24 protein-coding genes, 7 tRNA genes and 1 riboswitch are annotated in these 25,452 nt (G+C 48.8%); of the genes, 6 read left to right on the top strand and 25 right to left on the bottom strand.

Going from position 1 to position 25,452, the window contains the following annotated elements; translation table 11 throughout:
* Window positions 1-35: 35 nt before the first annotated feature.
* From BM412_RS17835 to BM412_RS17850, 4 genes are all read right to left on the bottom strand, one after another.
* Window positions 36-686 (bottom strand): HAD family hydrolase, encoded by a 651-nt coding sequence (locus BM412_RS17835; RefSeq protein WP_256256413.1) that lies wholly within the window; start codon window positions 684-686, stop codon window positions 36-38.
* Window positions 687-809: 123 nt separating this feature from the next.
* Window positions 810-891: transfer RNA gene (locus BM412_RS17840), tRNA-Leu, on the bottom strand.
* A 39-nt stretch (window positions 892-930) separates the two neighbouring features.
* Window positions 931-1,003: transfer RNA gene (locus tag BM412_RS17845), tRNA-Lys, on the bottom strand.
* 5 nt (window positions 1,004-1,008) lie between these two features.
* A tRNA-Glu gene (locus BM412_RS17850) sits at window positions 1,009-1,083 on the bottom strand.
* A gap of 269 nt (window positions 1,084-1,352) precedes the next feature.
* On the opposite strand from BM412_RS17850, the gene BM412_RS17855 reads away from it, so the two are divergent.
* Window positions 1,353-2,399: an LLM class flavin-dependent oxidoreductase gene (locus tag BM412_RS17855; protein WP_091221262.1), complete on the top strand. Its 1,047-nt coding sequence runs from the start codon at window positions 1,353-1,355 to the stop codon at window positions 2,397-2,399.
* 2 nt (window positions 2,400-2,401) lie between these two features.
* Here BM412_RS17855 and BM412_RS17860 read toward each other — a convergent pair whose 3' ends face one another.
* The 8 genes from BM412_RS17860 to BM412_RS17895 form a co-directional block, all read right to left on the bottom strand.
* On the bottom strand, window positions 2,402-4,063 hold the full coding sequence (locus tag BM412_RS17860; RefSeq protein WP_177245903.1) for a response regulator transcription factor: 1,662 nt from the start codon (window positions 4,061-4,063) through the stop codon (window positions 2,402-2,404).
* Window positions 4,041-5,810, bottom strand: a complete 1,770-nt coding sequence (locus tag BM412_RS17865) for a histidine kinase (RefSeq protein ID WP_218163158.1) — start codon at window positions 5,808-5,810, stop codon at window positions 4,041-4,043. The genes BM412_RS17860 and BM412_RS17865 overlap by 23 nt, the downstream gene beginning before the upstream one ends.
* 116 nt (window positions 5,811-5,926) lie before the next feature.
* Window positions 5,927-6,766 (bottom strand): carbohydrate ABC transporter permease, encoded by an 840-nt coding sequence (locus tag BM412_RS17870; protein WP_091222897.1) that lies wholly within the window; start codon window positions 6,764-6,766, stop codon window positions 5,927-5,929.
* 61 nt (window positions 6,767-6,827) lie between these two features.
* Complete coding sequence (locus BM412_RS17875) at window positions 6,828-7,685, bottom strand: ABC transporter permease (protein WP_091222900.1); 858 nt, start codon at window positions 7,683-7,685, stop codon at window positions 6,828-6,830.
* A gap of 122 nt (window positions 7,686-7,807) precedes the next feature.
* On the bottom strand, window positions 7,808-9,469 hold the full coding sequence (locus tag BM412_RS17880; RefSeq protein WP_091221270.1) for an extracellular solute-binding protein: 1,662 nt from the start codon (window positions 9,467-9,469) through the stop codon (window positions 7,808-7,810).
* 105 nt (window positions 9,470-9,574) lie between these two features.
* Window positions 9,575-10,879 carry a Gfo/Idh/MocA family protein gene (locus BM412_RS17885; protein WP_091221272.1) on the bottom strand — a complete coding sequence of 435 codons (1,305 nt, stop codon included), beginning with the start codon at window positions 10,877-10,879 and terminating at the stop codon, window positions 9,575-9,577.
* Window positions 10,880-10,900: 21 nt separating this feature from the next.
* Window positions 10,901-11,890 (bottom strand): Gfo/Idh/MocA family protein, encoded by a 990-nt coding sequence (locus tag BM412_RS17890; protein ID WP_091221275.1) that lies wholly within the window; start codon window positions 11,888-11,890, stop codon window positions 10,901-10,903.
* The gene (locus BM412_RS17895) at window positions 11,887-12,918 is read right to left on the bottom strand and encodes a Gfo/Idh/MocA family protein (protein WP_256256416.1); all 1,032 of its coding nucleotides are present in this window, start codon (window positions 12,916-12,918) and stop codon (window positions 11,887-11,889) included. Before BM412_RS17895 ends, BM412_RS17890 begins: the two co-directional genes overlap by 4 nt.
* Window positions 12,919-13,076: 158 nt before the next feature.
* Between BM412_RS17895 and BM412_RS17900 the strand changes: the two genes are divergently transcribed.
* Window positions 13,077-13,913, top strand: a complete 837-nt coding sequence (locus tag BM412_RS17900) for a helix-turn-helix domain-containing protein (RefSeq protein WP_256256417.1) — start codon at window positions 13,077-13,079, stop codon at window positions 13,911-13,913.
* A gap of 186 nt (window positions 13,914-14,099) precedes the next feature.
* Here the strand turns inward: BM412_RS17900 and BM412_RS17905 are convergent.
* The 5 genes from BM412_RS17905 to BM412_RS17925 all read right to left on the bottom strand — a co-directional run bounded on the left by BM412_RS17905 (window position 14,100) and on the right by BM412_RS17925 (window position 15,056).
* Window positions 14,100-14,181, bottom strand: a tRNA-Leu gene (locus BM412_RS17905).
* A gap of 36 nt (window positions 14,182-14,217) precedes the next feature.
* A tRNA-Glu gene (locus BM412_RS17910) sits at window positions 14,218-14,292 on the bottom strand.
* A gap of 81 nt (window positions 14,293-14,373) precedes the next feature.
* Window positions 14,374-14,464: transfer RNA gene (locus BM412_RS17915), tRNA-Ser, on the bottom strand.
* Between the two features lie 8 nt (window positions 14,465-14,472).
* A tRNA-Asn gene (locus BM412_RS17920) sits at window positions 14,473-14,548 on the bottom strand.
* Between the two features lie 28 nt (window positions 14,549-14,576).
* Window positions 14,577-15,056, bottom strand: a complete 480-nt coding sequence (locus BM412_RS17925; RefSeq protein WP_091221283.1) for a SprT family protein — start codon at window positions 15,054-15,056, stop codon at window positions 14,577-14,579.
* A 98-nt stretch (window positions 15,057-15,154) separates the two neighbouring features.
* Between BM412_RS17925 and BM412_RS17930 the strand changes: the two genes are divergently transcribed.
* Both BM412_RS17930 and cmpA read left to right on the top strand, forming a co-directional pair.
* On the top strand, window positions 15,155-15,508 hold the full coding sequence (locus BM412_RS17930; protein WP_091221286.1) for a hydrolase/acyltransferase: 354 nt from the start codon (window positions 15,155-15,157) through the stop codon (window positions 15,506-15,508).
* Window positions 15,509-15,632: 124 nt separating this feature from the next.
* Entirely contained in the window at window positions 15,633-15,767 is a 135-nt protein-coding gene (cmpA, locus tag BM412_RS17935; RefSeq protein WP_090984639.1) for a cortex morphogenetic protein CmpA, read from the top strand.
* Between the two features lie 86 nt (window positions 15,768-15,853).
* On the opposite strand, the gene BM412_RS17940 is transcribed toward cmpA, so the two are convergent.
* From BM412_RS17940 to BM412_RS17955, 4 genes are all read right to left on the bottom strand, one after another.
* Window positions 15,854-18,058, bottom strand: coding sequence for a Tex family protein (locus tag BM412_RS17940; protein ID WP_256256491.1), 2,205 nt, complete (start codon window positions 18,056-18,058; stop codon window positions 15,854-15,856).
* 109 nt (window positions 18,059-18,167) lie between these two features.
* Complete coding sequence (locus BM412_RS17945; RefSeq protein ID WP_091221292.1) at window positions 18,168-18,803, bottom strand: MBL fold metallo-hydrolase; 636 nt, start codon at window positions 18,801-18,803, stop codon at window positions 18,168-18,170.
* A gap of 5 nt (window positions 18,804-18,808) precedes the next feature.
* Window positions 18,809-19,375, bottom strand: a complete 567-nt coding sequence (locus tag BM412_RS17950) for a thioredoxin family protein (protein ID WP_091221295.1) — start codon at window positions 19,373-19,375, stop codon at window positions 18,809-18,811.
* 79 nt (window positions 19,376-19,454) lie between these two features.
* Complete coding sequence (locus BM412_RS17955; protein WP_091221297.1) at window positions 19,455-20,081, bottom strand: undecaprenyl phosphate transporter UptA; 627 nt, start codon at window positions 20,079-20,081, stop codon at window positions 19,455-19,457.
* A 155-nt stretch (window positions 20,082-20,236) separates the two neighbouring features.
* Between BM412_RS17955 and BM412_RS17960 the strand changes: the two genes are divergently transcribed.
* Together BM412_RS17960 and BM412_RS17965 are read left to right on the top strand one after the other, a co-directional pair.
* Window positions 20,237-20,683 carry a cupredoxin domain-containing protein gene (locus BM412_RS17960; RefSeq protein ID WP_091221299.1) on the top strand — a complete coding sequence of 149 codons (447 nt, stop codon included), beginning with the start codon at window positions 20,237-20,239 and terminating at the stop codon, window positions 20,681-20,683.
* A 135-nt stretch (window positions 20,684-20,818) separates the two neighbouring features.
* Window positions 20,819-21,130, top strand: a complete 312-nt coding sequence (locus BM412_RS17965) for a dehydrogenase (protein ID WP_091221302.1) — start codon at window positions 20,819-20,821, stop codon at window positions 21,128-21,130.
* A 138-nt stretch (window positions 21,131-21,268) separates the two neighbouring features.
* Here BM412_RS17965 and BM412_RS17970 read toward each other — a convergent pair whose 3' ends face one another.
* The 4 genes from BM412_RS17970 to BM412_RS17985 all read right to left on the bottom strand — a co-directional run bounded on the left by BM412_RS17970 (window position 21,269) and on the right by BM412_RS17985 (window position 25,144).
* A complete protein-coding gene (locus BM412_RS17970; protein WP_091221305.1) occupies window positions 21,269-21,631 on the bottom strand; it encodes a hypothetical protein in 363 nt (120 codons plus the stop codon).
* A gap of 94 nt (window positions 21,632-21,725) precedes the next feature.
* On the bottom strand, window positions 21,726-22,016 hold the full coding sequence (locus BM412_RS17975) for a MazG nucleotide pyrophosphohydrolase domain-containing protein (protein WP_091221308.1): 291 nt from the start codon (window positions 22,014-22,016) through the stop codon (window positions 21,726-21,728).
* Window positions 22,017-22,225: 209 nt separating this feature from the next.
* Complete coding sequence (locus tag BM412_RS17980; protein WP_091221311.1) at window positions 22,226-24,322, bottom strand: O-antigen ligase family protein; 2,097 nt, start codon at window positions 24,320-24,322, stop codon at window positions 22,226-22,228.
* A gap of 156 nt (window positions 24,323-24,478) precedes the next feature.
* Window positions 24,479-25,144 carry a PilZ domain-containing protein gene (locus BM412_RS17985; RefSeq protein WP_177245904.1) on the bottom strand — a complete coding sequence of 222 codons (666 nt, stop codon included), beginning with the start codon at window positions 25,142-25,144 and terminating at the stop codon, window positions 24,479-24,481.
* 178 nt (window positions 25,145-25,322) lie between these two features.
* A riboswitch (cyclic di-GMP riboswitch) is annotated at window positions 25,323-25,424 on the bottom strand.
* Window positions 25,425-25,452 lie beyond the last annotated feature (28 nt).

The raw sequence follows: 25,452 nt of genomic DNA on the forward strand, positions 1-25,452 counted from the left end.
ACCTCTACCCGCGTCACTTCTCCCTATGCCCTGAATTACTGTTTTGTCTCAAGAAGCTCATAAAATTCAGCCACACGGTTAAAGACGCCATCCGGTATGCGATCATATACGGAACTCTGATAAGTGGATAACCAACGGACTCCGTATGTTCGAAGCCCCGCGGCTTTCCCCGCGAGGATGTCAGCATTACTATCTCCAACAAATATGGCACTCGCATTATCTATACCCAATTGCTGCAGCGCTTTATGAATACCCTCGGGATCCGGTTTCGGTTTGTCGACGTCGTCGCCCGTTATCGTGACATCAAAGAACCGTCGTAATTGTAAAGCCTCGGAAGAGATCACAAACGCCCGTCTGCTTTTTCCGGTAATCACTCCGATCTTCACGCCTTGCTCCTTCAAGTGTTGAAGTAAATCTATCAGCTCCTGCTCATCGGGAAAATTATTATAATGCCCTTTCTCATACAACGCGTAATAATCCTCAATAGCTTGTAGAACGGAGGCTTGGGCTGTAAAGTTCTCCGCAATAATGCCTTCTTCCGTGGGACCAAACATGGATATCAGCTCATCGTTGGTAACCTCTCTATGATCATGCTGTTTAAACACGGCTTTAAAGGCACTGAACGATAAGGGCAATGTGTCTGCAAGTGTACCGTCAAAATCAAATAAGACAGCTTTAATGGACATAACGAGAACTCCTCCTTGTTAAATAAAGGGAATCATATCCATCATATCAGAATCGGATGAAGCAGAAACGGCAAAAAACCTGAAATCCCTTATGAATCAAGGAATTTCAGGCTTCTCTTAGGATGCGGTCGGAGGGATTTGAACCCTCACGCCTTGTGAGCGCCACCCCCTCAAGATGGTGTGTCTGCCGTTCCACCACGACCGCGAAGTGATATGTGATTGTCCATATCGAATGAGGTAAAAGTGAGCCATGTAGGACTCGAACCTACGACACCCTGATTAAAAGTCAGGTGCTCTACCAACTGAGCTAATGGCTCTTAAATGGTGACCCGTAGGGGACTCGAACCCCTGTTACCTCCGTGAAAGGGAGGTGTCTTAACCACTTGACCAACGGGCCTAATTATCGTCGTTTTTCGACATGCTTTTCAAACGACAAGTGTTATTATATCTAAACCATACGGCAATAGCAAGTATTATTTTGCGATTTATTTTAGTTCATATATTTTACAATTATACCCAAATAATCTTGCTTCCTGCGCACCGATACCTTCCCCCAAAATCCTACTAACTATTCCATATTAGCTTGTTTTTCTTTCGCACATCTGAGTACACTAGTACTAATAAAGGAGGAGAAACAAATTGACCACCACTACTACCACAGCGAATATGGAAATCGGAATCAGTACGTTCTTAGAAGCAACCAATGATCTTACGACCGGTAAAGCCGTTAACCACGCGGAGCGATTGCGGCACGCGGTTGAAGAAATCGTTCTCGCCGATCAGGTTGGGCTTGATGTCTATGGGGTCGGAGAGCATCATCGCGCGGATTATGCCGGCTCTGCGCCTGCCATCGTGCTCGCTGCCGCAGCAGCTATGACGAAGCACATCCGACTCACAAGCGCGGTGACCGTTCTGTCCTCGGATGACCCTGTACGTGTCTATCAAGCCTTCTCAACGCTGGACGGCATTTCGAACGGGCGTGCTGAAATCATGGCCGGCCGTGGTTCGTTTATCGAATCGTTCCCGTTATTCGGTTATGATCTGCATGACTATGATGAATTATTTGAAGAGAAGCTGGAGCTGCTGTTAGCGATTCGCGCCTCCGAGAAAGTAAGCTGGCGCGGCGGCCATCGACCGGCTTTCCAAAATCTCGGCGTCTATCCTCGCTCCGTTCAAGATCCGCTTCCGGTTTGGATCGCGAGCGGCGGCAATCCGGAATCCGCAGTAAGAGCCGGGATGCTTGGACTGCCCATTGCGTTTGCGATTATCGGCGGCATGCCGGAGAGCTTCGCACCATTAGTTAATCTCTATAAGGAAGCGGCAGTTCGAGCAGGCCATGATCCAGCCAAGCTGCAAATCGCGACACATTCTCACGGCTTCGTCAGCGATACAACGGAACAAGCCGCTGATGCCTTCTTCCTCCCGACTCAAGCCCAAATGAACGTTATAGGGCGTGAACGCGGCTGGACTCAGCCTTACAGTCGTGCCACTTTCGATGCAGCTCGCAGTCTGCGAGGCGCTCTCTACGTAGGCGACCCCGAATATGTCGCGGAGAAGATCCTTCTCCTGCGCAAGAACTTAGGCGTGACGCGTTTCTTCCTTCATGTGAACGTCGGCACGATGCCTCATAAAGAAACACTCCGCGCCATCGAGCTGCTTGGCACGAAAGTCGCACCTATCGTGCGCAAGGAGCTTGCTCGATTGGAAGCCTAAAACTATTTATTGTTCGCGTCAGAAACAAAAATGGCAGATGACATCTTTCTTCTAAACTCCTGAGGTGTCATCCCATTTTGCTTTTTGAAAAACCGAATAAACGCCATACTCGATTGATAGCCGGCTTTCATGGCGACATCTTGAATTTTAATTTTGTTGCACTTCAACAATTCCTTCGCCGTTGCATTACGAATATCCGCGATGTAATCAGATAGCGAAATCCCCGTCTTCTGCTTATAGAATCGGGAAAAATAAGAAGGATTAAAGTTCACCTGCGAGGCCAGCATAGGAAGTGTCAGATCATCAGCCAAATTTGCCTCGATATACGCATGCACCTTATCGATCCACTCCGGCGAATTCTCGCTTGCCATGGTTCGCTTATACTCGAAAATGGAAGATGCAATTTGCCTATATTGCTGCAGCTCTTCCCAAGATCCGTCACCGCTAAGGTGAATCCTTTTATTTATCTCGAATGCCATCTCCAGCTCATCCGTCATTTGGCAAGCCATGATGTTCGATACAAGAATGGCATGAAGCGCATGAAGGCATTCCAACTTGTGCAGCCGAAACGTCGAATCCTCTAATAGAAAAGCCTTCAACTCATGAAACAATTTCGTAAAATCAACTTCGTTTCCACTCGCTAAATAATTGTCTAGCAACCGGACTTTATACAACTGAAAATAGTTCGTACCGCTCTCATCTTTGTCCGATTGTACGGTAGTTTCACTAAGTGCTCCCGTTTCAATCATTCCCAATGAACTATCTGTTCCACGGACGATATCCTTCTTCAAATTCTCAAAAACATGACGAAACCCACTCCAACCTGCCGGTAAATCGTGCAGAACAAAAGCGATCTGGATATCGAGTAATTTTCGGCATGTTTGGCGAATCGGTTCCAACTTGTTGCGAATAAAGGAAACGGGTTCAGCCCCGTCATAACCTTCGCCATGCTCTTGAATGAGGAGCAGAAACTGAGAATCATCGCTGCTACTCATAAATAAACGGGCACAGTCCCCCGTATATTGCTCAATAATAGTTTGAACGGTGGCGAGCAGCCCAGCCTTATCTTGATCCTTCACACAGTCCCACTCTTTAAAGTTCCCCATCACCATCTGCACAGGCAAATCAGCTCGAAGAGAGGGGTTCATCCCCACGAATGCGTTAATTAGGTCGGTCTCATTCGTTTTCTCTTCGCTTAGCAACTCCCATGCATAGGCTTCCTGTGGAGCTGTATCGGCCAAAGTCGTATGCCTGTCAGCAGCGTGAATTAACGTTCTAGCGACGTTTTCTTCGTTCAGACTAATGATGGCTTTTTCAACGGTCCGGACGATTTTGTCGTCCCCTTCAATTTTCAAAATATATTCAAAGCCACCGAGCGAAATCGCGCTGCGCACATAAGCAAAGTCATCGTAAGCCGTTAGAAAGATCACTTTGCAGTTTGGCCAGCTCACCTTAATCTCTTTTAGCAGATCAATGCCTTGCATACCGGGCATTTTGATGTCACTCAGCACGATATCGATCTTTTCAGTTCTCAGAATGTCGAGTGCCTTCGTTCCCGAATATGCCTTATACAATTTCAAGTTTAAATGCGTCAAGCCTTGCAGCAGCTCTATCAAGCCATCTGCTACGATGGGCATATCGTCAACGACGAGCGATCGATACATCTGATTCCCCTCCCTGCCATGTCTTAAGCTTAATCTGCACGTGCAGTCCGCCAAGACGAGATCTTGCAAAAGTAAGACCGCAGTCCTCTCCGTAACGTAACTGAATGCGTCTGTGAACGTTAACGATGCCAATCGAGCTATCGATTTCATCCATCTCAGTGGTGATTTTCCCGTTCAATCGTTCGATCATGGAATCACCCAAACCATTGCCGTTGTCTTCCACATGCATGAAAATCTCATCGCCGTTCTTTTCAAAATGAATCCATAGATTCCCATCGCCTTCTTGATGCTCAAAAACATGCTTGTACACGTTCTCGATGATTGGCTGAAGGACAAAGCGAATGACGGTCCCTTCGTTTACGATCCATTCAGGTATCTGAAACTCGACTTTTATTCGATCACCCAGACAAACAGCCTGGATATCCACATAGGTCCGAGCATGATTGATTTCTAGTTCCAACGGAATTTCATCCGTCTTGTCACGCGTTACGATTTGGAAATAGTTACCCATATACATACAGAATTTATAGGCTTGTTCCGTATCTACTCTCTTGATCAACCGAGACATGACGAAGAAGCAATTAAATAAAAAATGCGGGTTGATTTGTGACTGCAGTCGCTTCAATTCTGAGCGTTGACTTCTGATTTCTTGCTCATAAACCTCCTGGATCAAGCATCTTAACCGCTCTACCATTTTGTTAAATCCCCGGTATAGATTACCGAACTCATCCTTTCGATTGTCCGGCAAGATCGGATACGTGTGAATGTCCCACGTTCGATTGAAGGCGTAAATAAGCTTCCTCATCGGACGCAGGATCACTTTATTAATGGAGTAGGAAAAAAATAGGATGATGATGACGGAAACGCTGGACATCACCCAAAACCAGTTTTTGAGCGTTGTCAACGGACCGAGCATATAGGCTTCCGGCGTAAACGTCACGAGATAAGAATTGATCGCGGGTGAGAATCGATAAGATACGATGGTTCGCTTCTTATTAAGGCTCATGGTCGTCAAGCCGCTCTGAACATCCTTGTCCTGCTGACTCTGTAAAAACGACTTAATTTCCTCGACCTCGATTTTGTTCCTCTGATCGCCAATCTCCCAATGCTGCTTCAAATTAATAAGTACCGCATTCCCTTGACCGGGTCTTGCTACGGTGTAAAGCATGTCCTGTATCTGCTTAGTCGACAGTTCGATGCCGAGCACGAACAATGGGCTTCGTTTCACATTCGCCGGATACGCCAGACTCAGAAACAATCGATCGTTCCAGTAAATGATTGGGCCGCCGCTATTCTGCTTCCTCAAGGCTTGGAATTCCGGCTCATTGATACCTTCATCGAAATCAGCCTGCGTGACCGTCCTTCCGATCAAGGGAATGTAAGCTTTGGCTGCGGATATATACAGGCTGGAATACTTCATTAAGTACAGCCGTCTTTGCAGCGCGTTTACAAGTACTATTCGTTCGTACTGACTAATTTCATCACCAATGGAACTTAGTTTCTGAAGATCCTGATCGACGACATATTCCGGAAGCGAATCCGATATCCGACCAATCTCACTCTCCAGCATATTCATAAAATAATCGGTTCTGGCCATCGTAGACTCCGACATTTCGTACCGGATTCCGTCCGATCCCTTCACGTTAATTCGCAAGGTAATGAGATAAAGAGGCGTAATAACCAGGAAGAACGTAAGAAACAGCTTTATAAAAATAGAAGGCGTTTTCAACGATGCCAACTTATTCATGAAGTTCATAATATCCACACCTGCTCAACTCATACTCGGAAGTACAATTTCCTCGCTAATTATGTCATGAGCGCATTAGCTTAAGCAATTGTGAATGGCTGCCATCCTGAGCTCACTTATTCCTTCACGCTTCCCATTACAATTCCTTTTGTAAAAAAACGCTGCAAGAATGGGTATATGATCAGAATAGGTACGGCTGCAACAAAAATTTGTGCGGCTGTACTCGTTCGATCCGATAGTCTCAACATATCGAGATCATCCGCGGAGATGAATCTGAAATCTTTCTTAATAATGACTGTCTGCAAGAAAGTTTGCAGCGGGTAATTTTCGGGGCGGTTCATCAGCACGAGCCCGTCAAACCAACTGTTCCAATGTCCTACTATCGTAAACAAGCCAATCGTCGCCAGCGCAGGGGCAGATAGCGGCAAATATATTTTAAACAAGGTAACAAAATGGTTAGCTCCGTCTATTTTAGCCGACTCTTCCAATTCTTTAGGTAAACCGCGGTAAAAGTTAAGCAACAGAATGACATTAAATACCGGTACGGCTCCGGGCAAAATAAGCGCCCAAATCGAATCCAAAAGTCCCGTGGCTTTAATCGTCATATACCACGGAATCAAGCCGCCGCTAAACAATATCGTAATGACAAAGAACCAGGCATAGCCGGTTCGAAAGAGAAAATGACCGGACTCCTTGGATAAGGGGTACGCCGCCAGCACAGTTAACAGCATACTGATGGACGTGCCTAGCAGCACTCTTTTCATCGTAACGATGAACGCAGTAAAATACTGCGGTTTGTTAAAAATATTTTGATAAGCTTCAGTCGTAAATTCAACGGGCCATAGAGACACTGACCCTGCCGAAGCAGCTGAGCCCGAGCTAAAGGATAAAGCAAGGATATGAATCATTGGTAGAATACATAGCAAGGAGAGTGCGCCAAGAAAGATGTAATTCATGATTAAGAACAGAGATCTGCTCCGCGTTAGTTGGTGTATCACAATGCTGCCTCCGTCCTCATTAGAAAATTCTGTAATTGGCTAACCGATAAGCGAGGAAATACGAAAGCGATATGAAAACCAGGGATACGAGCGATTTTATCAGACCGATCGCCGTCGATACGCCATATTGGAACTGTTCCATGCCAAGTCGATAGACGAGTGTATCGATAATGTCTCCGCTCTCGTACACTTGAGGGCTATACAAATTAAAAATTTGGTCAAAGCCTGCATTCAGTACATTGCCTAAGCTTAATGTCGCTAATAAGATAATGACGGGCAGCATCCCCGGCAGTGTGATGTGCCATGTTTGCTTCCATCTTCCTGCACCATCCATCGAAGCGGCCTCATATAAAGAAGGATTAATTGACGTAAGCGCTGCCAAATAAACAATTGTACTAAAGCCAAACTCTTTCCAAACGTCAGAAATGACGATGACAAAAGGAAACCATCGATTGTCCCCCAGAAAGTAAATCGGCTCGATTCCCAGCATGCCCAGCGCCTTCGCCACAATCCCCGTCGAAGGTGAAAGAATATCGATCAAAATACCTCCGAGCAGTACCCATGACAAAAAGTGCGGCAAATAAACGAGTGTTTGAAATACCCTCTTGAACAGCACCTTACGAATCTCGTTCAATAAGAGAGATACGATCAGCGGTACAATCAAACCAGCCGCCATTTTCATTAAGGCGATGCTAATCGTATTGAACAATACGCGTTGAAGATCGGGATATTCTAAGAAAAATTGGAAATTCTTCCATCCTACCTTAGGTGAATGCAAGATCCCTTTCGAGGGAATAAACTTTTCGAATGCGATCGTAATCCCAAACATGGGGATGTAGCTGTAAATAAATAGGAAGATGACGCTTGGAAAAATCATCAGATGCAGCGGCCACTCCCGGATCAATCTTTTACCCAACACTCGTTGCACCCCATTTATGATCAATAGTAAAAATGAAGATAGGAGGGTTCCCACTCCTATAAGGTTATAACTAGCTTTGCTTATTGTTGCTTCGCATACCAATCGTTGACTTCCTTCGTCATCTCTTCGCCGCCAAGCTTGTTCCATTCGGTTACGAACTTGTCGAATTCATCAATGGAAGCATGGTTCATAATGATTTTGGTGAATACTTCCCTCTCTTTTGCAACCAGTATTCCCTTTTTATCCTGCATCGTTTGTGTAGGCGCTCCAAAGAATTGATCCTGCTCGAATCGATTTTCTTTCGAATATTGCGTCATGATCGAGAAGGAACCGCCTGGTTTGGCGATCATCCAATGGAACCAGCCGCTAATGTCGCCATTCAAGTATTTCTGTGCCGCATCGTAACGATTGATCAAGTCCGGATCGTTATTCAAACCGCTAGGGTCCTTCGACTCAATCGCTTTAGGAAGCGTAATGCCTGCTTGAATATAACCATCCTGCGCTAACACGCGGATCGGATTGGCTTTAAAATAGAGCTTGCCTTTATCTTCAAGTTCTTTCCCGTTATAGTACACTTTCTCTTGATCCGACATTTTGAGCTGTACTTTGACCCACTGGTTTATCAGTTGAATGACTGCTTCCGGATTTTTGCAGTCTTTCGAAACGACAACATACCCGTTAACGCCTAAACCGATCTGTGTTTTGGCAGGAGTCTCATCAATCGATGGCAGTCCATAGACTTGCCAATCCTGAACCAATTTGTTGTCTTTGATCGCTGCGCTTGCTATTGGCCATGCGCTTAAATAGAAACCGCCGTAAGCCATCCCAATTTTATTGGCTGCAACCAGTTCATTTTCTTTATCCGGATCCTTCGTACCGAATTCCGGATCGATTTGACCTGCTTTATACATATCCTGCAGTTGTTTCAAAGCAACTTTTGTCTGAGGTTGAATACTGCCATAAACGAGCTTACCGTCCGCATCCTTCTGCCAAATGCCCGGATAAGCATGGTACCCGTTAAAAAATCCGCTCAGTCCATAATCGTCCATCAGTTCTTTGTGCAACGCCAGACCGTACGATTTACCTGTCCCCCCTGGGTCCTTATTCGTAAATTCCTCGGCAATTTTCAATACGTCTTGCATCGTTTTCGGCTCGGGCAGATTCAGCTTGGTCAACCAATCCTTACGAATCCATAAATAATTCGACGAGTTATACGGGCTGTCCGAAAGCGGTATGGCAAGCAGCTTGCCATCTACTTGTGCAGATTTCATCTGAACTCCGCCATCTTTCGTAAAATGCTTCTTCGTTTCTTCGCTGGCATATTTATCGAATACTTCAGTCAAATCCATAATCATATCGGCGTCAATCAATTGCTGCAGTTGAACCTGGCCATTAACAGAGAAGAAGTCGGGAATGTCATTGGATGCAATCATCATGTTAAGCTTTTGTTCAGCCTGTTTCGAATCTGCAACCCACACATTTTTAATACGAATACCCAAATCATTCTCGTAGGCGTCGTAAACGGCGTTTTTGTCCATCGACTCGCCCGGGTCCCATTTAATATCGGATGGATTACTGCGAACTGTCGTCAACTCGACTACTTTTTTATCTGAACTGGCAGTTGACGTTGAGTTAGACGCGCTTTTTGTTGTTTCTTCCGTGTTACCGGAACTGCAAGCATTTGAAAGCACAAGCGCACATGCGACAAAACCAAAAGCCGTTGTTCTTTTCCACATCTTCATTGTGTGTGTCCCCCTAAATGATTCTCTACATTAATCCGACTTCATTAATTATGATAGAGCTAAGGGCAATGAAATTCTATCTACCCGTTTTTACTTTGTATACGATTATTTACTTGTTTCCCTATAACCAATGGATATATCCTTACGAACGGAAGACGCAGCCATAATTTGTTTGCCGAATTCAGCAATCTCGATGGATCTCCCTTTGTTTAAGCGTGATTCCTCGGCCGCAAACGCCATCAAGTGACTGCGTACCGAAGCCGCTGCGGAGGTCAAGCTTTCCCCGCCTGTATACGTGCGGACTTCGCTAATGAAGCTGCTCATAACCCCTGCATCCCCGCCGCCGTGGCCGCTGCTTGGCACATGAATCGAAATTTCATTCTTCTCTTTCGTTACGAAATCGTGCACGACGATTTTATCGTCATGGCCGCTGATTTGACCCTTCGTGCCCATGATTTGTATGATCCGTTCCTGCTCCATTGTGAATCCACACATGCTGAAGGTAGCCGTGGCACCGTTCGCGAACTCCATATTTACAACCTGATGGTCCACCACATTATTATCAGCTTTATACACGCACCGCCCGTATGGGGATGTTTGCAGCCCTTTTACGATCGCTTCTCTGCTGGCATCCTGCGTGAAATGCCAAGCCCAGCCCTTGCCATCGCCTAGATAGAATCTCGGCGCCGAATAAGGGCACTGCGCTTCCACTGCGCATCCGTCTAAACAACGATCCGCAGAGCCTTCCGGCGCGTTGCCGGAATGAAAATGCATCAACGAGCCAAACGAGCTGACGCGAACGCATGGCTGGTCCATCAGCCAGGATAATATGTCCATGTCATGGCAGGATTTCGATAGAATCATCGGACTTGACGTATCGGAGTTGTTCCAGTTGCCGCGAACGAAACTGTGTGCAATATGCCAATAGCCGACATTTTCGTTCAGCTGAATGGATACCACCTCGCCAATTCGTCCTTCGTCAATAATCCGTTTAACCGTTGACCAGAAGGGAGTATAACGCAGCACGTGACATATCGTCAGCAAACGGTTATTTTCCTTTGCAGCCTGCTCCATTTCGATGCATTCTCGCGGGTCCGGCGACATCGGTTTCTCGAGCAGAACATGATAGCCCTTATTGAGAGACTGAATCGTCGGCTCGTGGTGCATACGATCCTGTGTACAAATCATCATAATATCCGCTAGTTGCGGCTGCTCGAGCACTTCTTCCCAAGAAGCAAAGCATTGTTCTGCGGGTATATGATGTTCTTGCGCAAACTTCTCGCGTCTTTCTTTATCCGGCTCGGCTACTGCGACAAACTTCAATTCATGCGGGTAATCGAGCGCATAAGGCGCATAGCTTCGAGCACCCCGGGATCCTGCTCCAAGAAGTACAGCTGTCAATGGTTTCATGATCTTTCCTTCTCTCTACGTTTACTCTAAAGATACCGGTTGCCCATTCGCTGCTGATTTGTACCCAGTTAAGGCAACTATCGTTGAACGCAAGCCATCTTCGCCTGTAATGGGCACCTGTTCGCCATTCAGCAAGGCATGGACAAAGGATTCTACTAAGAGATCATCCATGGAGTCTCCCCAATAGGTCCATTCACCTTTGCCGGTTTCTTCCCTATACAGATCATTTTTTTGCGCAAAACCATCGATCGAAAGCGTCCCCTTTGTCCCAATGACCGTCATGGTGACATCTCCCCACGTAGGGAAGGCGGAGTTCCGTGACCAGCTTGTATCCAAGACGCCTACAGCCCCATTTGCGAATTTGACATGGATCATTCCGGCATCGTCAATATCGATCTTTTCGTGAAATAACGTGGCAGCATAGGCGTATACTTCTTTCACTTCAGACTGGGTAAACCAATTCATTAAGTCCATGACGTGAACGGTATGATCTAATAAAGCTCCGCCGCCGGCAAGCTCTTTTTGAAGGAACCAGCCTGAAGGAAGTGAACCGCGATTAGTTCCCTTAATGGCTAAGATTTCGCCAATCTGGCCATGATCAATGGCTTCCTTTGCTTTAATAACAGCTGCCAAGTAGCGGCAGGGAAACGCCGTCATAAGCTGGACTCCGTTTTCTTTACACGCAGCAATCATAGCTTCCATCTCTGTAACGGAGAGGCCAAGAGGCTTTTCACAAAGCACATGCTTACCGGATCTCGCTGCTGCTATGGTGATCTCTGCATGGCGGCTGTTTTCCGCACAGATCACAACCGCATCCACATCTGCGGCCAGCAAATCCTGATACTCCTCAAAATAAGGCAGTTCGTATTTGCCGATAACGTTCTCAACGCGGCTATAAAGCTCGTCCGCGATGCCAACGACTTCGACATTGGCCATTGCCCTAAGTGCATTCAAATACGAATGAGCATGGCCATGAGCAAAACTAATCATTCCGATTTTTAATCTCTTCATGGTGTTACCTCCCCTGGCGCCATGCTCCGTTGCAGATGGACACATTTGCCTGTTCGTACAGATTCCAGTGCAGCTTGGGTAATTTCTAACGCTTTATAGGCATCGTTCTCAGTTACGATTGGTTCCGTGCCTTCTCGTATGCATTGGATAAAATGGGCTAATTCCAAGTTATAAGGGCTAGTGAATCCAGGACTTTGAGGTACTTCCGCGAAACGTCGGTCTTCCGAGTCGGAAGGCGCTTTGCAAATTTGCAAGGAGCTGTTTTTCTGACTGTCGCTGCGAATAATGCCTTTGCTTCCGGCGATTTCTACAGCTGTTTGGAAAGGACCCTGATAGCCCCAGAAAGCTTCCAGATTCGCAACGGCTCCGCTTTCAAACAGCAGCGTAACCAATGCGTAATCAATGTCATCCGCACGTTGGTTTAATCCATAGACAGACTTGACTTCGCCCATCGCAGAGCGGAAGAAATCAATATCGTGAATCATGAGATCGGTAATAACGCCGCCACTTTTATCATCATCAAAGAACCAACGTCCGGGGTGAGAGCCAATGCGTTTGGCATGGACTACACCAATACGCCCTAGTTTCCCATCATCGATCACTTGCTTCATTTGAACGTATTCAGGGAAAAATCGCACAACATGTCCGACAAATAGCCGAACGCCATGTTGTTCACAACTGCGGATCATCTCTGCCGCATCTTCTAGATGTAACGCAAGCGGTTTTTCACAGATCACATGCTTGCCGGCAGCGGCTGCTTTCAATGTAAATTCTTTATGTAGATAGCTAGGTAATGTCACACTGAGAATATCGAATTCTATTTCTCGCAGCATGACGTCAAATGAGGCAAAAGCCGTTGCTCCCGTCTTATTGGATAGTTCTTGCGCTAAACTGAAATCGATATCGCAGACGCCTACCAGCTTTACATCCGGGATATTCATGTAACCGCGGGCGTGCACATTTCCGAGCCCCCCGCAACCGACAATGGCTGCTTTCATCCTGCTCCACTCCTTAATTTCATCTTTCATAACGACTAACTACGCTATATGATATACATATTGTCGCTTAGCCGAAATGCGGGCATTTATGCTTTTTATATCCAAATTCGTGCTTACTGAAAGTGTGGTGTCGAGGTATCATGCGTATTTTCAAAGAACCGATCCCTTATCAAAACCCTTCACTCTGCATGAAAGTGTGGAGATTTACGGACTCAAGTAAAGAGCCGACGCGCTCAAATACCTGGCATTATCACAATGAGGTTGAGTTCATATTAGTCGAGAAGGGAACCCACGAAATTCAAACACCGAATCATACCTACACGCTTAATGCCGGAGATGTGATGGTGATTGGATCTTCTCAACTGCACACGGGAAGAAAGCTCAGTGACAACGATCTCAGTTACATTGTGCTTCACATTGACTTCCGGCCCTTTTTCGATCCGGCCATGATGATGTACTATCGGCATTTCCTGGAGATCCTTCATCCCCTAGAGAAACTGAATTACATTTTCCAGGAAAACGAAAGTGTGCGAAAAGACATTGCGAGGATGATCTCTGAAACACATGCAGAGGTTATGGATAAAAAGAAGGGCTACGAAATCGCGGTTAGTATGCATATCAAGTATTTGTTGTTGATGCTGCTTCGCTATGATACGCGTGAGCTGTTAACGTCACACTCGCATGTGGATGCGGATGTAGACGTGATTCGATCACTCGTCACCTATGTGGATGAACATTTGACAGAGAAAATAGACATGGGAGCGGCAAGTCAACTTGCTGGCATGAGCTACTCCTATTTTTCGAAGTATTTTAAAAAGAAGATGGGATCGTCCTTTACGGATTATGTGAATCAAAAACGAATTTCTAAAGCGGAACGACTGCTCGTTACCGAAAACCGCAGTGTAAACGAAATTGCCGAGTCCGTAGGGATCGAAAATATGGCTCATTTCTATGAGCTGTTCAAGCGATTTAATGGATGTACGCCGAAGCAATATGTAAGCAAGATGAATGGGAGGATAAACTAGAGCTCTGCTAGCTGTTCACTAAACAGGCATACCGATCTATCTATAGCTACAACCTACAACAGCCCACACCATGAAAGCATGGTGTGGGCTGTTTGACGCTTAATGAAAGGTTTCCATCATTATTCCATCTGTTATAAAACAAAAAAACCCTTGAATATCAAGGGTTTCATGCTTATAAAACTGGGATGCGGTCGGAGGGATTTGAACCCTCACGCCTTGTGAGCGCCACCCCCTCAAGATGGTGTGTCTGCCGTTCCACCACGACCGCGAAGTGATATGTGATTGTCCATATCGAAATTAAAAATGGTGACCCGTAGGGGACTCGAACCCCTGTTACCTCCGTGAAAGGGAGGTGTCTTAACCACTTGACCAACGGGCCTCTTGTTGCTAACTCCTTCTCGCTGCTAACGAGATTGGAGAATTGAATGTCCACTAATAAGTGCGTTCCATTCAAAAGAAATGGCGGAGAGAGAGGGATTCGAACCCTCGCACCACTTACGCAGTCTAACCCCTTAGCAGAGGGTCCCCTTGAGCCACTTGGGTATCTCTCCAAAAGTAATGGCTCCCCGAACAGGACTCGAACCTGTGACAACTCGATTAACAGTCGAGTGCTCTACCAACTGAGCTATCAGGGAATAGTAATGAGTGACAAGAAATAATGTATCATGTCTTAGAATTGAAGTCAAGCTTATAAAGCAACAAAATTCCACGGCATTTTCCGCATGCATAGCGGCGCGGATCGGTCTTTCTTTTGCGCAAATACTCGGTCCCGCAGCTGCGACAAACGAGCTTAAATCGATAGGGTTCCTGCTTGCGTTTTACCCCTTCCGGCAGAGATTTGCAGAATCGCGTTCCGCCTACTTTCGCCAGCAGCTGCTTGAAATCCGCATCTCGATGCTGGTATCCGCGCTTCAATATATGCAAATGATAATGGCATAGCTCGTGCTTGATGATCTTCTCGGTTTCCTCTTCACCGTAATTGGTCAATTGATGAGGGCTGATCTCGATATTGTGCGACTTCGTAAAATAGCGTCCTCCCGTAGACTTCAATCTACCGTTAAAGGTCGCTTGGTGCCGAAACGGAATCCCGAAATACTGCAAGGAAACCCGTTCCACCCATTCCTGTAGCTGATTATCCTGCATCTGATGCGCTCCCTTGAATTTGTAACTCATAATACTTGAATTTTAAAGGACGAATACGCTACACTGTCAAGTAGTAAAGATTGAGGGGAGAAGCTGTCATGCCAGAAATGCGTTATATCATAATGAAAAACGGACAAGACATCTCGTTCGTGGAAATGCCTGCCTCGCATGCGTATCAATTAAGCGCGCTTAATTTGCGCCTGCATAAAGAAATCGACAAGCTCACCGCTTCCGAAGTGCCGGTACTGCCTTACGCGATTGCTGAATGTGCGGATGCAGAGCTTCATGACAAGTCCATTGTCATCCACTCCGGCCTTGACTACATGAATCAGCTGGAGAAGGATTTCTCATCCGTTCAAGAGAAATCGTATCCGCTTATCTCGCTGCTCACTGAAATTCGCGCTTTGCAGGCACAATTAGAGCAGTGGTACGAGGAAGAACTCGACATCTAAGCTTCGACTTCGCGTGTTTTTTGCAAAAACTTGAACATTCGCGCCAGTTGGACCTGCACGGACATTCGCCCACTTCCATACACTTATTAGTACAACAAGTGATGGCTGGAAGGAGGGCGAAGCTATGCCGCAATGGCTGTGCAATCAACTGATGCGCGCTTTTCTGAAGAAAGACCACAGGCAAATTCGTCTATTGAACGATTGCTGGTATTTCTACCGTACGAGTCAACGGCCTGATGAGGATTCCGCAAGCTTGTAAGCGATTTTGTAGAAAAAGGGTGCTATCTCTTTGCAGTGACGCTAATGTCGTGACTGCTCGAAGATAACACCCTTTTTGCCGTGCCGTTAATCCGGCTTGCGCATCGTCAGACTGACTCTGCCTTTCTTAAGGTCGACGCTAAGCACCCAAACCGTAACGGTGTCCCCGACGGATACGACATCCATCGGATGTTTCACGAATTTGTTGCTCAGCTGCGAAATATGGACGAGCCCGTCATTCTTAATGCCGATATCGACGAAAGCGCCAAAGTCGATCACGTTGCGGACCGTGCCGTGCAGTTCCATACCCGCCGTCAAATCCTCGATGCTAAGTACGTCCGTGTGGAATATCGGTGCCGGCAGCTCTTCACGCGGATCTCTGCCCGGGCGCAGCAGGCTGTCCACGATATCTCTCAGCGTCGGAATGCCAACCCCTAGCGTCTGCGCGACCTCTTCGGTATGAATAGCGGAAATGGCCGCTTTGAACGCGTCTGTTCCCAATTGATCCAGCTTCAAGCCAATCGCCTTGCAGAGCTTATCTACGACGGCATAAGATTCCGGATGAATCGGCGTACGATCGAGCGGATTGCTGCTCTCCGGTATTCGGATAAAGCCGATGCACTGCTCGTAGGTTTTGGCACCGAGTCTTGGCACGCTCTGCAATGTTTTGCGATCGCTGAACTTGCCCTTCTCCTCGCGATACTTGACGATGTTCTTCGCCGTTGTTGCATTGATCCCCGCTACGTAAGACAGCAGCGATGGAGACGCAGTATTCACATCGACTCCGACATGGTTAACCGCAGATTCCACGACGCCGCCAAGCGTCTCTTCCAAACGTTTCTGGCTGACATCATGCTGATACTGGCCAACGCCGATCGCTTTGGGCTCAATCTTCACGAGCTCAGCAAGCGGATCCTGCAAACGGCGCGCAATCGAAACCGCGCTTCGCTCGGCGACATCCAGCTTCGGGAATTCCTCCGCAGCAAGCTTGGACGCCGAGTAAACGCTCGCCCCTGCTTCATTAACGATTATATACTTGAGTGCATCCGCTCCAGGGAGTTTCGCTTTCTTGCGTTTACCGATTAACTCCGCGATGAATTGCTCCGTTTCGCGTGAAGCTGTACCGTTTCCGATGACGATCAGCTCGACTTTGTATTGGTCGATCTGGCCGCCAATCAGCTTCTCAGCCTCGGCCACTTTATTGTGCGGCGCCGTCGGGTAGGAAACGGCTACTTCAAGCAGCTTGCCCGTTTCATCGATGACAGCCAGCTTACAGCCTGTCCGGAAGGCCGGGTCTACGCCAAGCACGACATTGCCGCGAACCGGCGGTTGAAGCAGCAAATTGCGCAGGTTAGTCGAGAAGATGCTGATCGCATGCTCTTCCGCTTTGTCCGTCAATTCGCCGCGCACTTCGCGTTCGATCGATGGAGCGATTAATCTTTTGTAAGCATCCTCAATCGTTTGCAGCAAGATGGTGCGGATAGCCGGCGCTGTCTGCGGTCGAATCAATTGGCGGTCGATATAGTCATGGACTTTATCCGCCTGCAGCTCCAAGGTAACCCGAAGCACTTCTTCACGCTCCGCGCGGTTGATGGCAAGCGTACGATGCGGCGGCAGCTTCTTCAGCGGCTCTTGATACGCATAATACATCTCGTACACCGTCTCTTGCTTGGCATCCTTAGCTTCGGTCCGCATAATGCCTTGATCGAACGTATAACGACGCACCCAAGCGCGAATCTTGGCATCGTCGGCAAGCTGCTCGGCAATGATGTCCATTGCGCCTTGAAGCGCGTCTTCGGCTGTCGGAACGCCTTTTGCTTCGTCTATGTAACGTGCAGCCTCGCGTGCCGGATCTGCTTGACGCGGCTGCGACAGCAGCCATTGCGCCAGCGGCTCCAAACCGCGCTCCTTCGCTACGCTGGCACGGGTTTTTCTCTTCTGGCGGTAGGGACGGTACAGATCTTCGATCTCCTGCAGCTTCACGGAGGCGATAATGGAGCCGCGCAGCTCTTCCGTCAGCTTCCCCTGCTCGTCGATCAGTCGAATAACTTCGCGCTTGCGGCTCTCCAGGTTACGCATGTATTGCAGCTTCTCTTCGATGCCGCGAAGCTCATTCTCATCCAGTTCACCTGTCATTTCCTTCCGATATCTCGCGATAAAAGGAATCGTATTGCCTTCATCAAGCAGCGATACCGCCGATTTCACTTTGCCAAGGGGCAAGTTCAGCTCCGCGGACACCCGTTTAACGATACGCTCCTGTTCCGCTGCTTTCTCTTCAGGCGACAGCTCGATCTTGCCGGACCCGCTTCCCTCAAGCTCTTCATCCTTCAACTTCTGTTTCGTTTCAGCCACGCTTCAATTCCTCCATCAATTAACGGAATAGAACCCTTAAGGCCAGCTGTTAGGCCGGCACAAAAGGGTTGTTTGCCATTTCATAACCAATAGTCGTCTGCGGACCGTGTCCGGGATAAACCCGAACCGCAGGATCCAGCTTGTATAGCTTCAAACGGATGGAATCGTACAAATCGCGTTCCTTCCCACCGGGCAAGTCACTGCGGCCGACGGATTGCTTGAAGAGAACATCGCCGCTGATCAAATGCTCGCCGCACAGCAAACTGACGCTGCCCGGCGAATGTCCCGGCGTATGCAGAATGCTGAACGTATGTCCAATCAGCTCCAGCTTCTGCCCTTCGGACAGCCCGAATTCGGCAGGCTCCGTCGTCAGCGGCTCCGTTACATCCGCCCAGCGGGCAGAGCCGTTCTTGCGTGCATCCGTCAGCCAGTCCGCTTCGTCATCATGCAGATAAACCGGACAGCCGAAGGCACGGCGCAGCTCGTCAACGCCTGCCATATGGTCGAAATGCGCATGCGTCAAAACAATTGCTTCAATAATAAGTCCGCGCTCGCGGATCCGCTCAATGAGCCGCTTCGGCCCCATGCCGGGATCAATGACGAATGCGCGTTTACCGGTTTCCTCGGTGAGAAGGTAACAGTTCGTTTGCAGAGGACCCAGCGTAAATGTCTCAATCTTGAACATAATGATTAGACCGATGCCAACAGCGTGCGCAGCTCTTTAATGATGTCTTGCTGATACGCCGTACCTTCACCGTATCGGCGGCCCATTTCTTGACGCGCGATGGCGATCTTCTCTTGGTAATCGGCAGCTTCGCGGTCCGGATTCGCCAGTTTGAACGCTGTCATCGGCTCCTGCACGTACGCGGAACGCGGACCCCATTGGCCAAGCACATGACCGCCTGTGTCCGCAATGATCACGATCGGAATTGCCCGTCCGCCCATTGTCAGAAACTCATCCATCGTTTCCATATGCTCTTCAATAATAAGGACGTCAATAGGCATGCCTGTCAGTTCCATCGCTTTGAAAATAACCGGTACATTGCGAACGACATCGCCGCACCACTCCGCCATTAGAATCAAACAGCGCAGATCGTCGCGGTTGTTGATCGATTCGAAAAACTCGCGATCATCCTCGCTAGCCCATTCAAAGCGGTTTCCCCAATCTTGAAACGCTTCTTTATTTTTTTGCATGGAATCCAGAAATTGCCGAGGACTAATGCCTTTGTTCAACTTGCTTGCTACATTCTTGGCCATTAGAAATTGCCTCCTTTGGAATCGTATTCCTAAACTACATTGTATCAAATGTTTCTGCCTGCGCACAAACCTTCCGGTACTAAATGGACTTCCCTTTGCGTTTCATCACTTTAAACAGTACGTACACGATCAGCAGCGCAAGCGCGATAAGAATAGCCGGCTGTACGTAAGGAGCCGCTTTATCGTCGATATTATGCCAGTTCGCGCCTAGCGAGCGGCCCAAGTAAACGAACAGAATCGACCATGGAATGGAGGCCAGCGCAGTAAGCACGGTAAATCGCATGAAGGACATCCGCGCCATCCCGGCAGGAATGGAAATAACCTGACGCATGACCGGAACAAAACGTGCCGTAAATACAATGCCTGACCCGTAACGTAGAAACCAACGTTCGGCGATATCGAGATGCTTCGGTTTGATTTTGATAAATTTGCCGTACTTCTCAAAGAATGGTCTGCCTGCATAGCGTCCGATAGCATAGAGGATCCATTGCTGCGCCACTGCACCAACAGTACCGAATATGACTGCGCCTAGGAAAGAAATCTTGCCTTCATGCACCAAGTAACCGGCATAGCCCAGAACAATTTCACTCGGAATAACTTCGATCATGAGGCCGATGACAATCCCAAAATACCCTAAGCCCTCTATCCATTGCAGCAATGAATCAACGATTTCATGAAACCAGGCCACTCCGTCAACTCCTATCATTTCCTATATTGAGACTTATCGATTTCCAGCCGGAAACGAAGCCTCTCTTACGATATTCTAGCATACTTCCCTACCTCGCCTCCACCGCAGGCATTCATGGCCAAGCCCACGCATAGACTAGCTGTAACTTTTGTAGGAAAGCTGGGTGAGCTTACATGTCGAATATTTTTGTCGTCAGCAGAAAACAGCTCTGGTTATTCACCCTATTGGTTCTCATCATCATCCTTGCGGCCGCAAGTTTAAGGTGGAACCATGTCAGAACGGCAAACGCCTTGCAGCAGGAGTCGCGCGTCTATCAGCTTGTAACCGGAGAATTCAAAACCAAAACCGATGACGGTAAGGAGCTGGAGGTATACCGCTTCGATCCCGGCACCCTCGTCGTGAATAAAGGCGAGCATGTCGAGCTGCGCATTACGGGCATTAACGGGAAATCGCATCCTTTTGTCATCCAGGAGCTTGGCATTAAAGGAGAAGTGAATAAGGGCAAAACGACGGTGGTGCGCTTCACCGCCGACCAACGCGGAACCTATCCGATTGTATGTTTGACCCACACGTCGCTGACGAGCGGCGGGCCGATGATAGGGTATATTGTGGTGCAGTAGGCTGTGGAGTGTGCATGGCTGAAAGGTGCTGAGGAGCGATGAGAGGCGCTAGTCGCGGGACGAAACGGACTTTTGCGGACTGTGACCAGTATGTGCATTTGTGCATATATAGGGGGTAGAGAGGAGTCGGTTACGATGAAACCTTCCACCCAGAAGCACACCTCGGAGTACCCTTCCGCACGCAAAATCAGACGCGCTTGCGAGAATGAGCTTTACCGCACCGTGAAACGGCTTGGCGTGTACATTCCCAAGGACAAAATGGAGCTCGCCGAGAAGCTCTATGTACAAAAGGTTTATCTCAATCTGCAGTGGATTCATGAGCATGCCAGCAACCGGAAGCTGCTGTCCGACTGGTTCGACGAGAACGTCAGCGCCGATATCGCCGCGTTATGGGAAGTGGAGCAGCCTAAGCTGTGTACGGCATTCCGCGATGCCTTCGGAGGATGATGAACGCCTCTCCCACCCCTGTTTATCGCGCCGCAGCAGCACGTCCTGAAACATAAACAGCAGCACAGCTCTCTCTGAGGAGCCGTGCTGCTGTTGTCGTTAATGAGAGTTTTGCGTAGGGGTGGGCTGACATCTGACTTATCCAATGATTGCATAGGTTTGGACACCGGAAGGGATGGTACGCGTACGAAACAGCACACCGTTTGAATTAAAGGTGCGGATCGTGTAAGTCACATTCGTCAATGTGCCGATGTTGTTAAAGCGAACGACGCCAAAAGAGTCGAACGAAGCTGTGGCGACGACCTGGTTGTTCCGGAACAAGCGAGCAAAGAAGCCGGTTGTCAGGAACGGCACGCCGTTTTGAGCTACCCAAACAACCGTTAGACGACTGAAAGTCGGACCTGTGGTTGTGGTTTCATTTAATGTTTTGGGTACGGTTGTCCGGATGACTTTACCGGAGCTTGGCAAATAATATTTCGGTCTGACGCGTGATAATGCCATAAGCATCACTCCTTTCGGGGGTTGCTTACAGCTTATGCCGAGCCTGACGAGGAAGAGTGGACAATCCTCACGGGCGATGAGCCTGTTTTATATACTAAACCCATGTCCGCGTGCTATTAATCTCCATCTTATCCTTGAAGGCTTGCTCCAGATCGATATTAAGCATGTTTGCCAAATCGAAGATATTCCACACCACATCATACATCTCGTGCCCTAGGTTTTCTTTACGTTCCGCATCCGGATGAAACGAGACGGACAGCACCTCTTTGGCCAGCTCGCCGACTTCTGTCATTAAGTACAACATCCTCTGCTCGATGGAGCTCTGGTCGAACCCTTTGAGCGCGCTCCATTCTTTTACATACTGCTGAAATTCGGCTGTATTCATAGGTGAAATTATCCTTTCTATAGGTGGAATTGTGCAATAGGTAAGTTGTGAAATGTGAAGCTTGAGAAATGTGAAGCATGGGAAATGTGAAACTTGAGAAATGTGAAACGTGAAAAATGTGAAACGTGAAAAATGTGAAGCATACGAATGTGAAGCATGAGAAATGCGCAATATGCAAAAAGTGAAAAAGCGTGCCTATTAAAGAATGCTTAGCCCGCCGCCGGTCCGAGCTGCTTGAGCAGCAGGCGGCTTTGATCCGCCGCTGCCTGGGACTCTGCCGTGACGGCAAACTTGCGGCCGTTCACGCCGGGGTTGTTCTTCTGAGCCTCATACGCTTCGAAGAAGGTGACGGCCGTCTGCGCGGCCAGCCTTGCATCCGCGAGGCGCGAAGCAGCTCGCATGCCATCGGCGAGCTGCGCCATCGTGACGACCGCGTCCGTCTGCTTGTCGCGGTCGTAACGATCATAGTGCAAGGCGAGGCGCCAATACGCCGCCGCGCCGTGCACATCGCTCTGCTCGGCCGCAGCCTCGCCGAGCGCCCACAAGAGCGGCACGGACTGCGGCTCATAGCGCAGTCCGGCCGCCAGCAGCACCGCCCGTTCCGGCGGCGGTGCCAGTGCGGCAAGCTCGAGTCGAATCCGCGTCCAATACGGATTCAACTCGAGCGCCGCGCGAAGCGCGGCTGTTTGCGCAGCAGCACTGCGAGCGGCTGACACAGCCGCCTCGCGGTACTGCACGGCGCGGTCGAACCGCACGCTGAACACAGCGGCGGCGGTGAGACTTGCTGCGGCTGCGACAAGCAGCGCAGTGCGCAGCTGTCGCAGCGGCAGAGCTGCTAGAATGGCGTGCTTGATCGACCCCGTAGGTTCGCCCGAATAGTAGACCACCCAGCTGAGCAGCAAGAGCCAATAATACCCGAAGGACATATCGAAGTCCACCGCCGCATGCAGCAGCAGCACGCTAATCGGCAGAAGCCCGATCGGATTCGACCGCCATACGCCGCGCAGCAAGACAAAGAAGACCACGGCAGCAACCAACAGCCCGACAAGACCCAGATCAAGCGCAATTTCAATGTAACCGCTATGTACTTCATTCCCAACGTAAGGCGCGGTTTGCACTTGGGTAAACAACATCCGCCATGTGTCGCCGCCACGGCCGAAGAACAGCGCTTCCTTCATGAGCAGCCATGCATCCTTATAAAATAACCCGCGCGCGCCGGCCGTCTGAAACCCGCCGCTTAAACGTCCTTGAATAACCGATGGAAGGAGCATGACCATGCCAAATAATCCTGCAAGCCAGCAGCCCCATGCTATTCGGCTGAGCAGCTGTTCTCGTCCTCGTGCCTGCATCCATCTCAAAGCAGTAAATCCGGCAAGTGCAGCCACACCTATCAGAATCAGCAATACGGTCTCCTGCGAAGTTGCCCCATCCTGTACAAACTTGCTAGTACCATCACCGGCATCCCCACTGCGTAATCCTGCATGAACGACAGCTCGATATGCAGCCCCGCCGCTTATCAATGCCCAGCCGCTAAAGATAAGCCAAGTGACGCGTTCCTTACTGCGCAGCAGCAGAAGGCCGCCAACCCATGCCAGGGCGGTCACGAGCCAAGCTCCTCTGGATTCGGTTAGCAGCAGTACCAAGACAGCAGGCAGCACCCCGGCTGCAGCCCCGATAAACGACGATACCGAAGCCTTTTCCCTGATTAGCAAGAGCAAATAGAATAAGAGATAGGCACCGGCTACGGCACCTAAGAAATTCGGATATTGCATGAACCCCGACAAACGCGCTCCAACAGCGGACAGTCTTGCATCGCCGGTAGTCATGATGATTTCGGGAAAAGCAACCCACCCCATCCATCCCGCGATCGCTCCCGTGATAACGAAAGCGCCTGAGCCCTGAATGGCCGCAGAAAGCCACTTTAGGCGGTGTCGCCGCACAGTCGTATCGGAGCTTGAACAGAACCAGCTGTACAAGGTGACGGCAAAAGCCGTATATGCCGTCCATCGCAAGGCCTCATCGAAGCTGCCTAACACGGAAGCAGGACGATGGATCAGCGCCACTGCATATAGCAGTGCAATCGCAAGCAGTCCATAAAACGCCGCCGGAACGCCCTTCCTAAGCCGCGTATCCGCTTTCCGAGAGTGAGCCGCTATATCTGCTCCTACTATGAACACGCAGACGACGATAAGGATGGATTCCCACCGATAAAAGATTGTATCAAAGAACATTCCGTAATGATAAGCCGAACCAGCCAGCACGATCGCCACGGCCAGCGCAGCTAGTCCCGTCAGCCCACTTCGCATAACCACTTCCCCTTTTGCTCAAACCCCGCCGCATTCTTTTCGTTATTTTTCCAATTGTACCATAATTGACGAGCTGACTTATAAAAAAAGAAGACGCTGCCGGATCACCATCATCCGTTCAAACGTCTTCTTATGCCAGCAACGCCGAAATCACGTTTATCTGCTCTTCTTAGCCGATGCCTTCTCCTTCTTAAGCTTGAAATAGGCTTCAATCTGCACACGCAGCAAGTACGCCCGAAGCGCCCTCTGCTGCTGCTCGTCTAACCCTTGAAAGCGAGCTCCGTAAAACTTCCACTCACTTCCATCGTCCTTGCGGATTATTTCAATTTCGCACTCCAACTTAAAGCCCAGTGATAGGCTCGTCGTGAGGATATCCCCATTCGCGAGCGTTGGAGGGCTCATTAAGGAAAAACCTATGCCGGTGTCGCTTATATTTCTTAGCTCTATATCGAAGCTGTCTGTAGCTTCTATCGTCAATTTCTCCCCTTTGGAGTTTTCTATCTCTTGCGAGTATGTTCGCGAAATCGTACCTCTTGCCTCGATATCGATACGCGGCGATTCCCGCTTCTCATCCAGTCCCGCCAATGAACGGATCGGAAAAATAACCGCGATGGAACCTTCCGCCTTTGCAATAATCGTCGATTGCAGACGGTGAATACCGACAGGTGAATACACGGTTAAGCTAACCGGATCTCCGAGCTCGAAGTTCTTGAACTCCGTAAGCTCGATTTCCATCATTTCGCCTTCTGCATGGGCAAGTACGCCTGTAGCAACATACCCTTCTTTCTCAACCATAGTACGGCTGTGCAGCAATGCCTTCATAGCAAAGGTAGGTTTATTATTGAAACCAATTCTTTCATTCATGCCTGTCACATCCATTCCCCCTTTACATATGAAGAACACTCCGGCAACCGCAATACTTTGCATAAAAACAGAAAAAGCGCTTCCTCATACAAGAACGGAGCCGCTTCAGTACCCCGAGACAGACTCGGGTGTTCATTTCGGCAGTCAGGCTGTCATTCGTTCGCTACTTCATTATTAGCGGACATTAGACCCTTTAACTTTGCGTCCTTATCTTTCGATAAGTTTGCCAGTATCGATGATATGCAGTTGTCAGCAGTATGCTAACC

The sequence above is a fragment of the Paenibacillus sp. BC26 genome, assembly GCF_900116125.1.
Classification (GTDB): domain Bacteria; phylum Bacillota; class Bacilli; order Paenibacillales; family Paenibacillaceae; genus Paenibacillus_Z; species Paenibacillus_Z lignilyticus.

What these genes read in the sequence shown, in the direction of transcription:
- BM412_RS17870 (WP_091222897.1), bottom strand. Translation starts at nt 6,766, where the DNA reads ATGAATTACATCTTTCTTGGCGCACTCTCCTTGCTATGTATTCTACCA.
- BM412_RS17945 (WP_091221292.1), bottom strand. Translation starts at nt 18,803, where the DNA reads ATGTTCAAGATTGAGACATTTACGCTGGGTCCTCTGCAAACGAACTGT.
- BM412_RS17970 (WP_091221305.1), bottom strand. Translation starts at nt 21,631, where the DNA reads ATGGCATTATCACGCGTCAGACCGAAATATTATTTGCCAAGCTCCGGT.
- BM412_RS17965 (WP_091221302.1), top strand. Translation starts at nt 20,819, where the DNA reads ATGAAACCTTCCACCCAGAAGCACACCTCGGAGTACCCTTCCGCACGC.
- BM412_RS17855 (WP_091221262.1), top strand. Translation starts at nt 1,353, where the DNA reads ATGGAAATCGGAATCAGTACGTTCTTAGAAGCAACCAATGATCTTACG.
- BM412_RS17955 (WP_091221297.1), bottom strand. Translation starts at nt 20,081, where the DNA reads ATGATAGGAGTTGACGGAGTGGCCTGGTTTCATGAAATCGTTGATTCA.
- BM412_RS17925 (WP_091221283.1), bottom strand. Translation starts at nt 15,056, where the DNA reads ATGCAGGATAATCAGCTACAGGAATGGGTGGAACGGGTTTCCTTGCAG.
- BM412_RS17985 (WP_177245904.1), bottom strand. Translation starts at nt 25,144, where the DNA reads ATGAAGGCATTGCTGCACAGCCGTACTATGGTTGAGAAAGAAGGGTAT.
- BM412_RS17880 (WP_091221270.1), bottom strand. Translation starts at nt 9,469, where the DNA reads ATGAAGATGTGGAAAAGAACAACGGCTTTTGGTTTTGTCGCATGTGCG.
- BM412_RS17890 (WP_091221275.1), bottom strand. Translation starts at nt 11,890, where the DNA reads ATGAAGAGATTAAAAATCGGAATGATTAGTTTTGCTCATGGCCATGCT.
- BM412_RS17900 (WP_256256417.1), top strand. Translation starts at nt 13,077, where the DNA reads ATGAAAGTGTGGAGATTTACGGACTCAAGTAAAGAGCCGACGCGCTCA.
- cmpA (WP_090984639.1), top strand. Translation starts at nt 15,633, where the DNA reads ATGCCGCAATGGCTGTGCAATCAACTGATGCGCGCTTTTCTGAAGAAA.
- BM412_RS17930 (WP_091221286.1), top strand. Translation starts at nt 15,155, where the DNA reads ATGCCAGAAATGCGTTATATCATAATGAAAAACGGACAAGACATCTCG.
- BM412_RS17885 (WP_091221272.1), bottom strand. Translation starts at nt 10,879, where the DNA reads ATGAAACCATTGACAGCTGTACTTCTTGGAGCAGGATCCCGGGGTGCT.
- BM412_RS17975 (WP_091221308.1), bottom strand. Translation starts at nt 22,016, where the DNA reads ATGAATACAGCCGAATTTCAGCAGTATGTAAAAGAATGGAGCGCGCTC.
- BM412_RS17895 (WP_256256416.1), bottom strand. Translation starts at nt 12,918, where the DNA reads ATGAAAGATGAAATTAAGGAGTGGAGCAGGATGAAAGCAGCCATTGTC.
- BM412_RS17960 (WP_091221299.1), top strand. Translation starts at nt 20,237, where the DNA reads ATGTCGAATATTTTTGTCGTCAGCAGAAAACAGCTCTGGTTATTCACC.
- BM412_RS17980 (WP_091221311.1), bottom strand. Translation starts at nt 24,322, where the DNA reads ATGCGAAGTGGGCTGACGGGACTAGCTGCGCTGGCCGTGGCGATCGTG.
- BM412_RS17875 (WP_091222900.1), bottom strand. Translation starts at nt 7,685, where the DNA reads ATGATTTTTCCAAGCGTCATCTTCCTATTTATTTACAGCTACATCCCC.
- BM412_RS17860 (WP_177245903.1), bottom strand. Translation starts at nt 4,063, where the DNA reads ATGTATCGATCGCTCGTCGTTGACGATATGCCCATCGTAGCAGATGGC.
- BM412_RS17950 (WP_091221295.1), bottom strand. Translation starts at nt 19,375, where the DNA reads ATGGCCAAGAATGTAGCAAGCAAGTTGAACAAAGGCATTAGTCCTCGG.
- BM412_RS17865 (WP_218163158.1), bottom strand. Translation starts at nt 5,810, where the DNA reads ATGAATAAGTTGGCATCGTTGAAAACGCCTTCTATTTTTATAAAGCTG.
- BM412_RS17835 (WP_256256413.1), bottom strand. Translation starts at nt 686, where the DNA reads ATGTCCATTAAAGCTGTCTTATTTGATTTTGACGGTACACTTGCAGAC.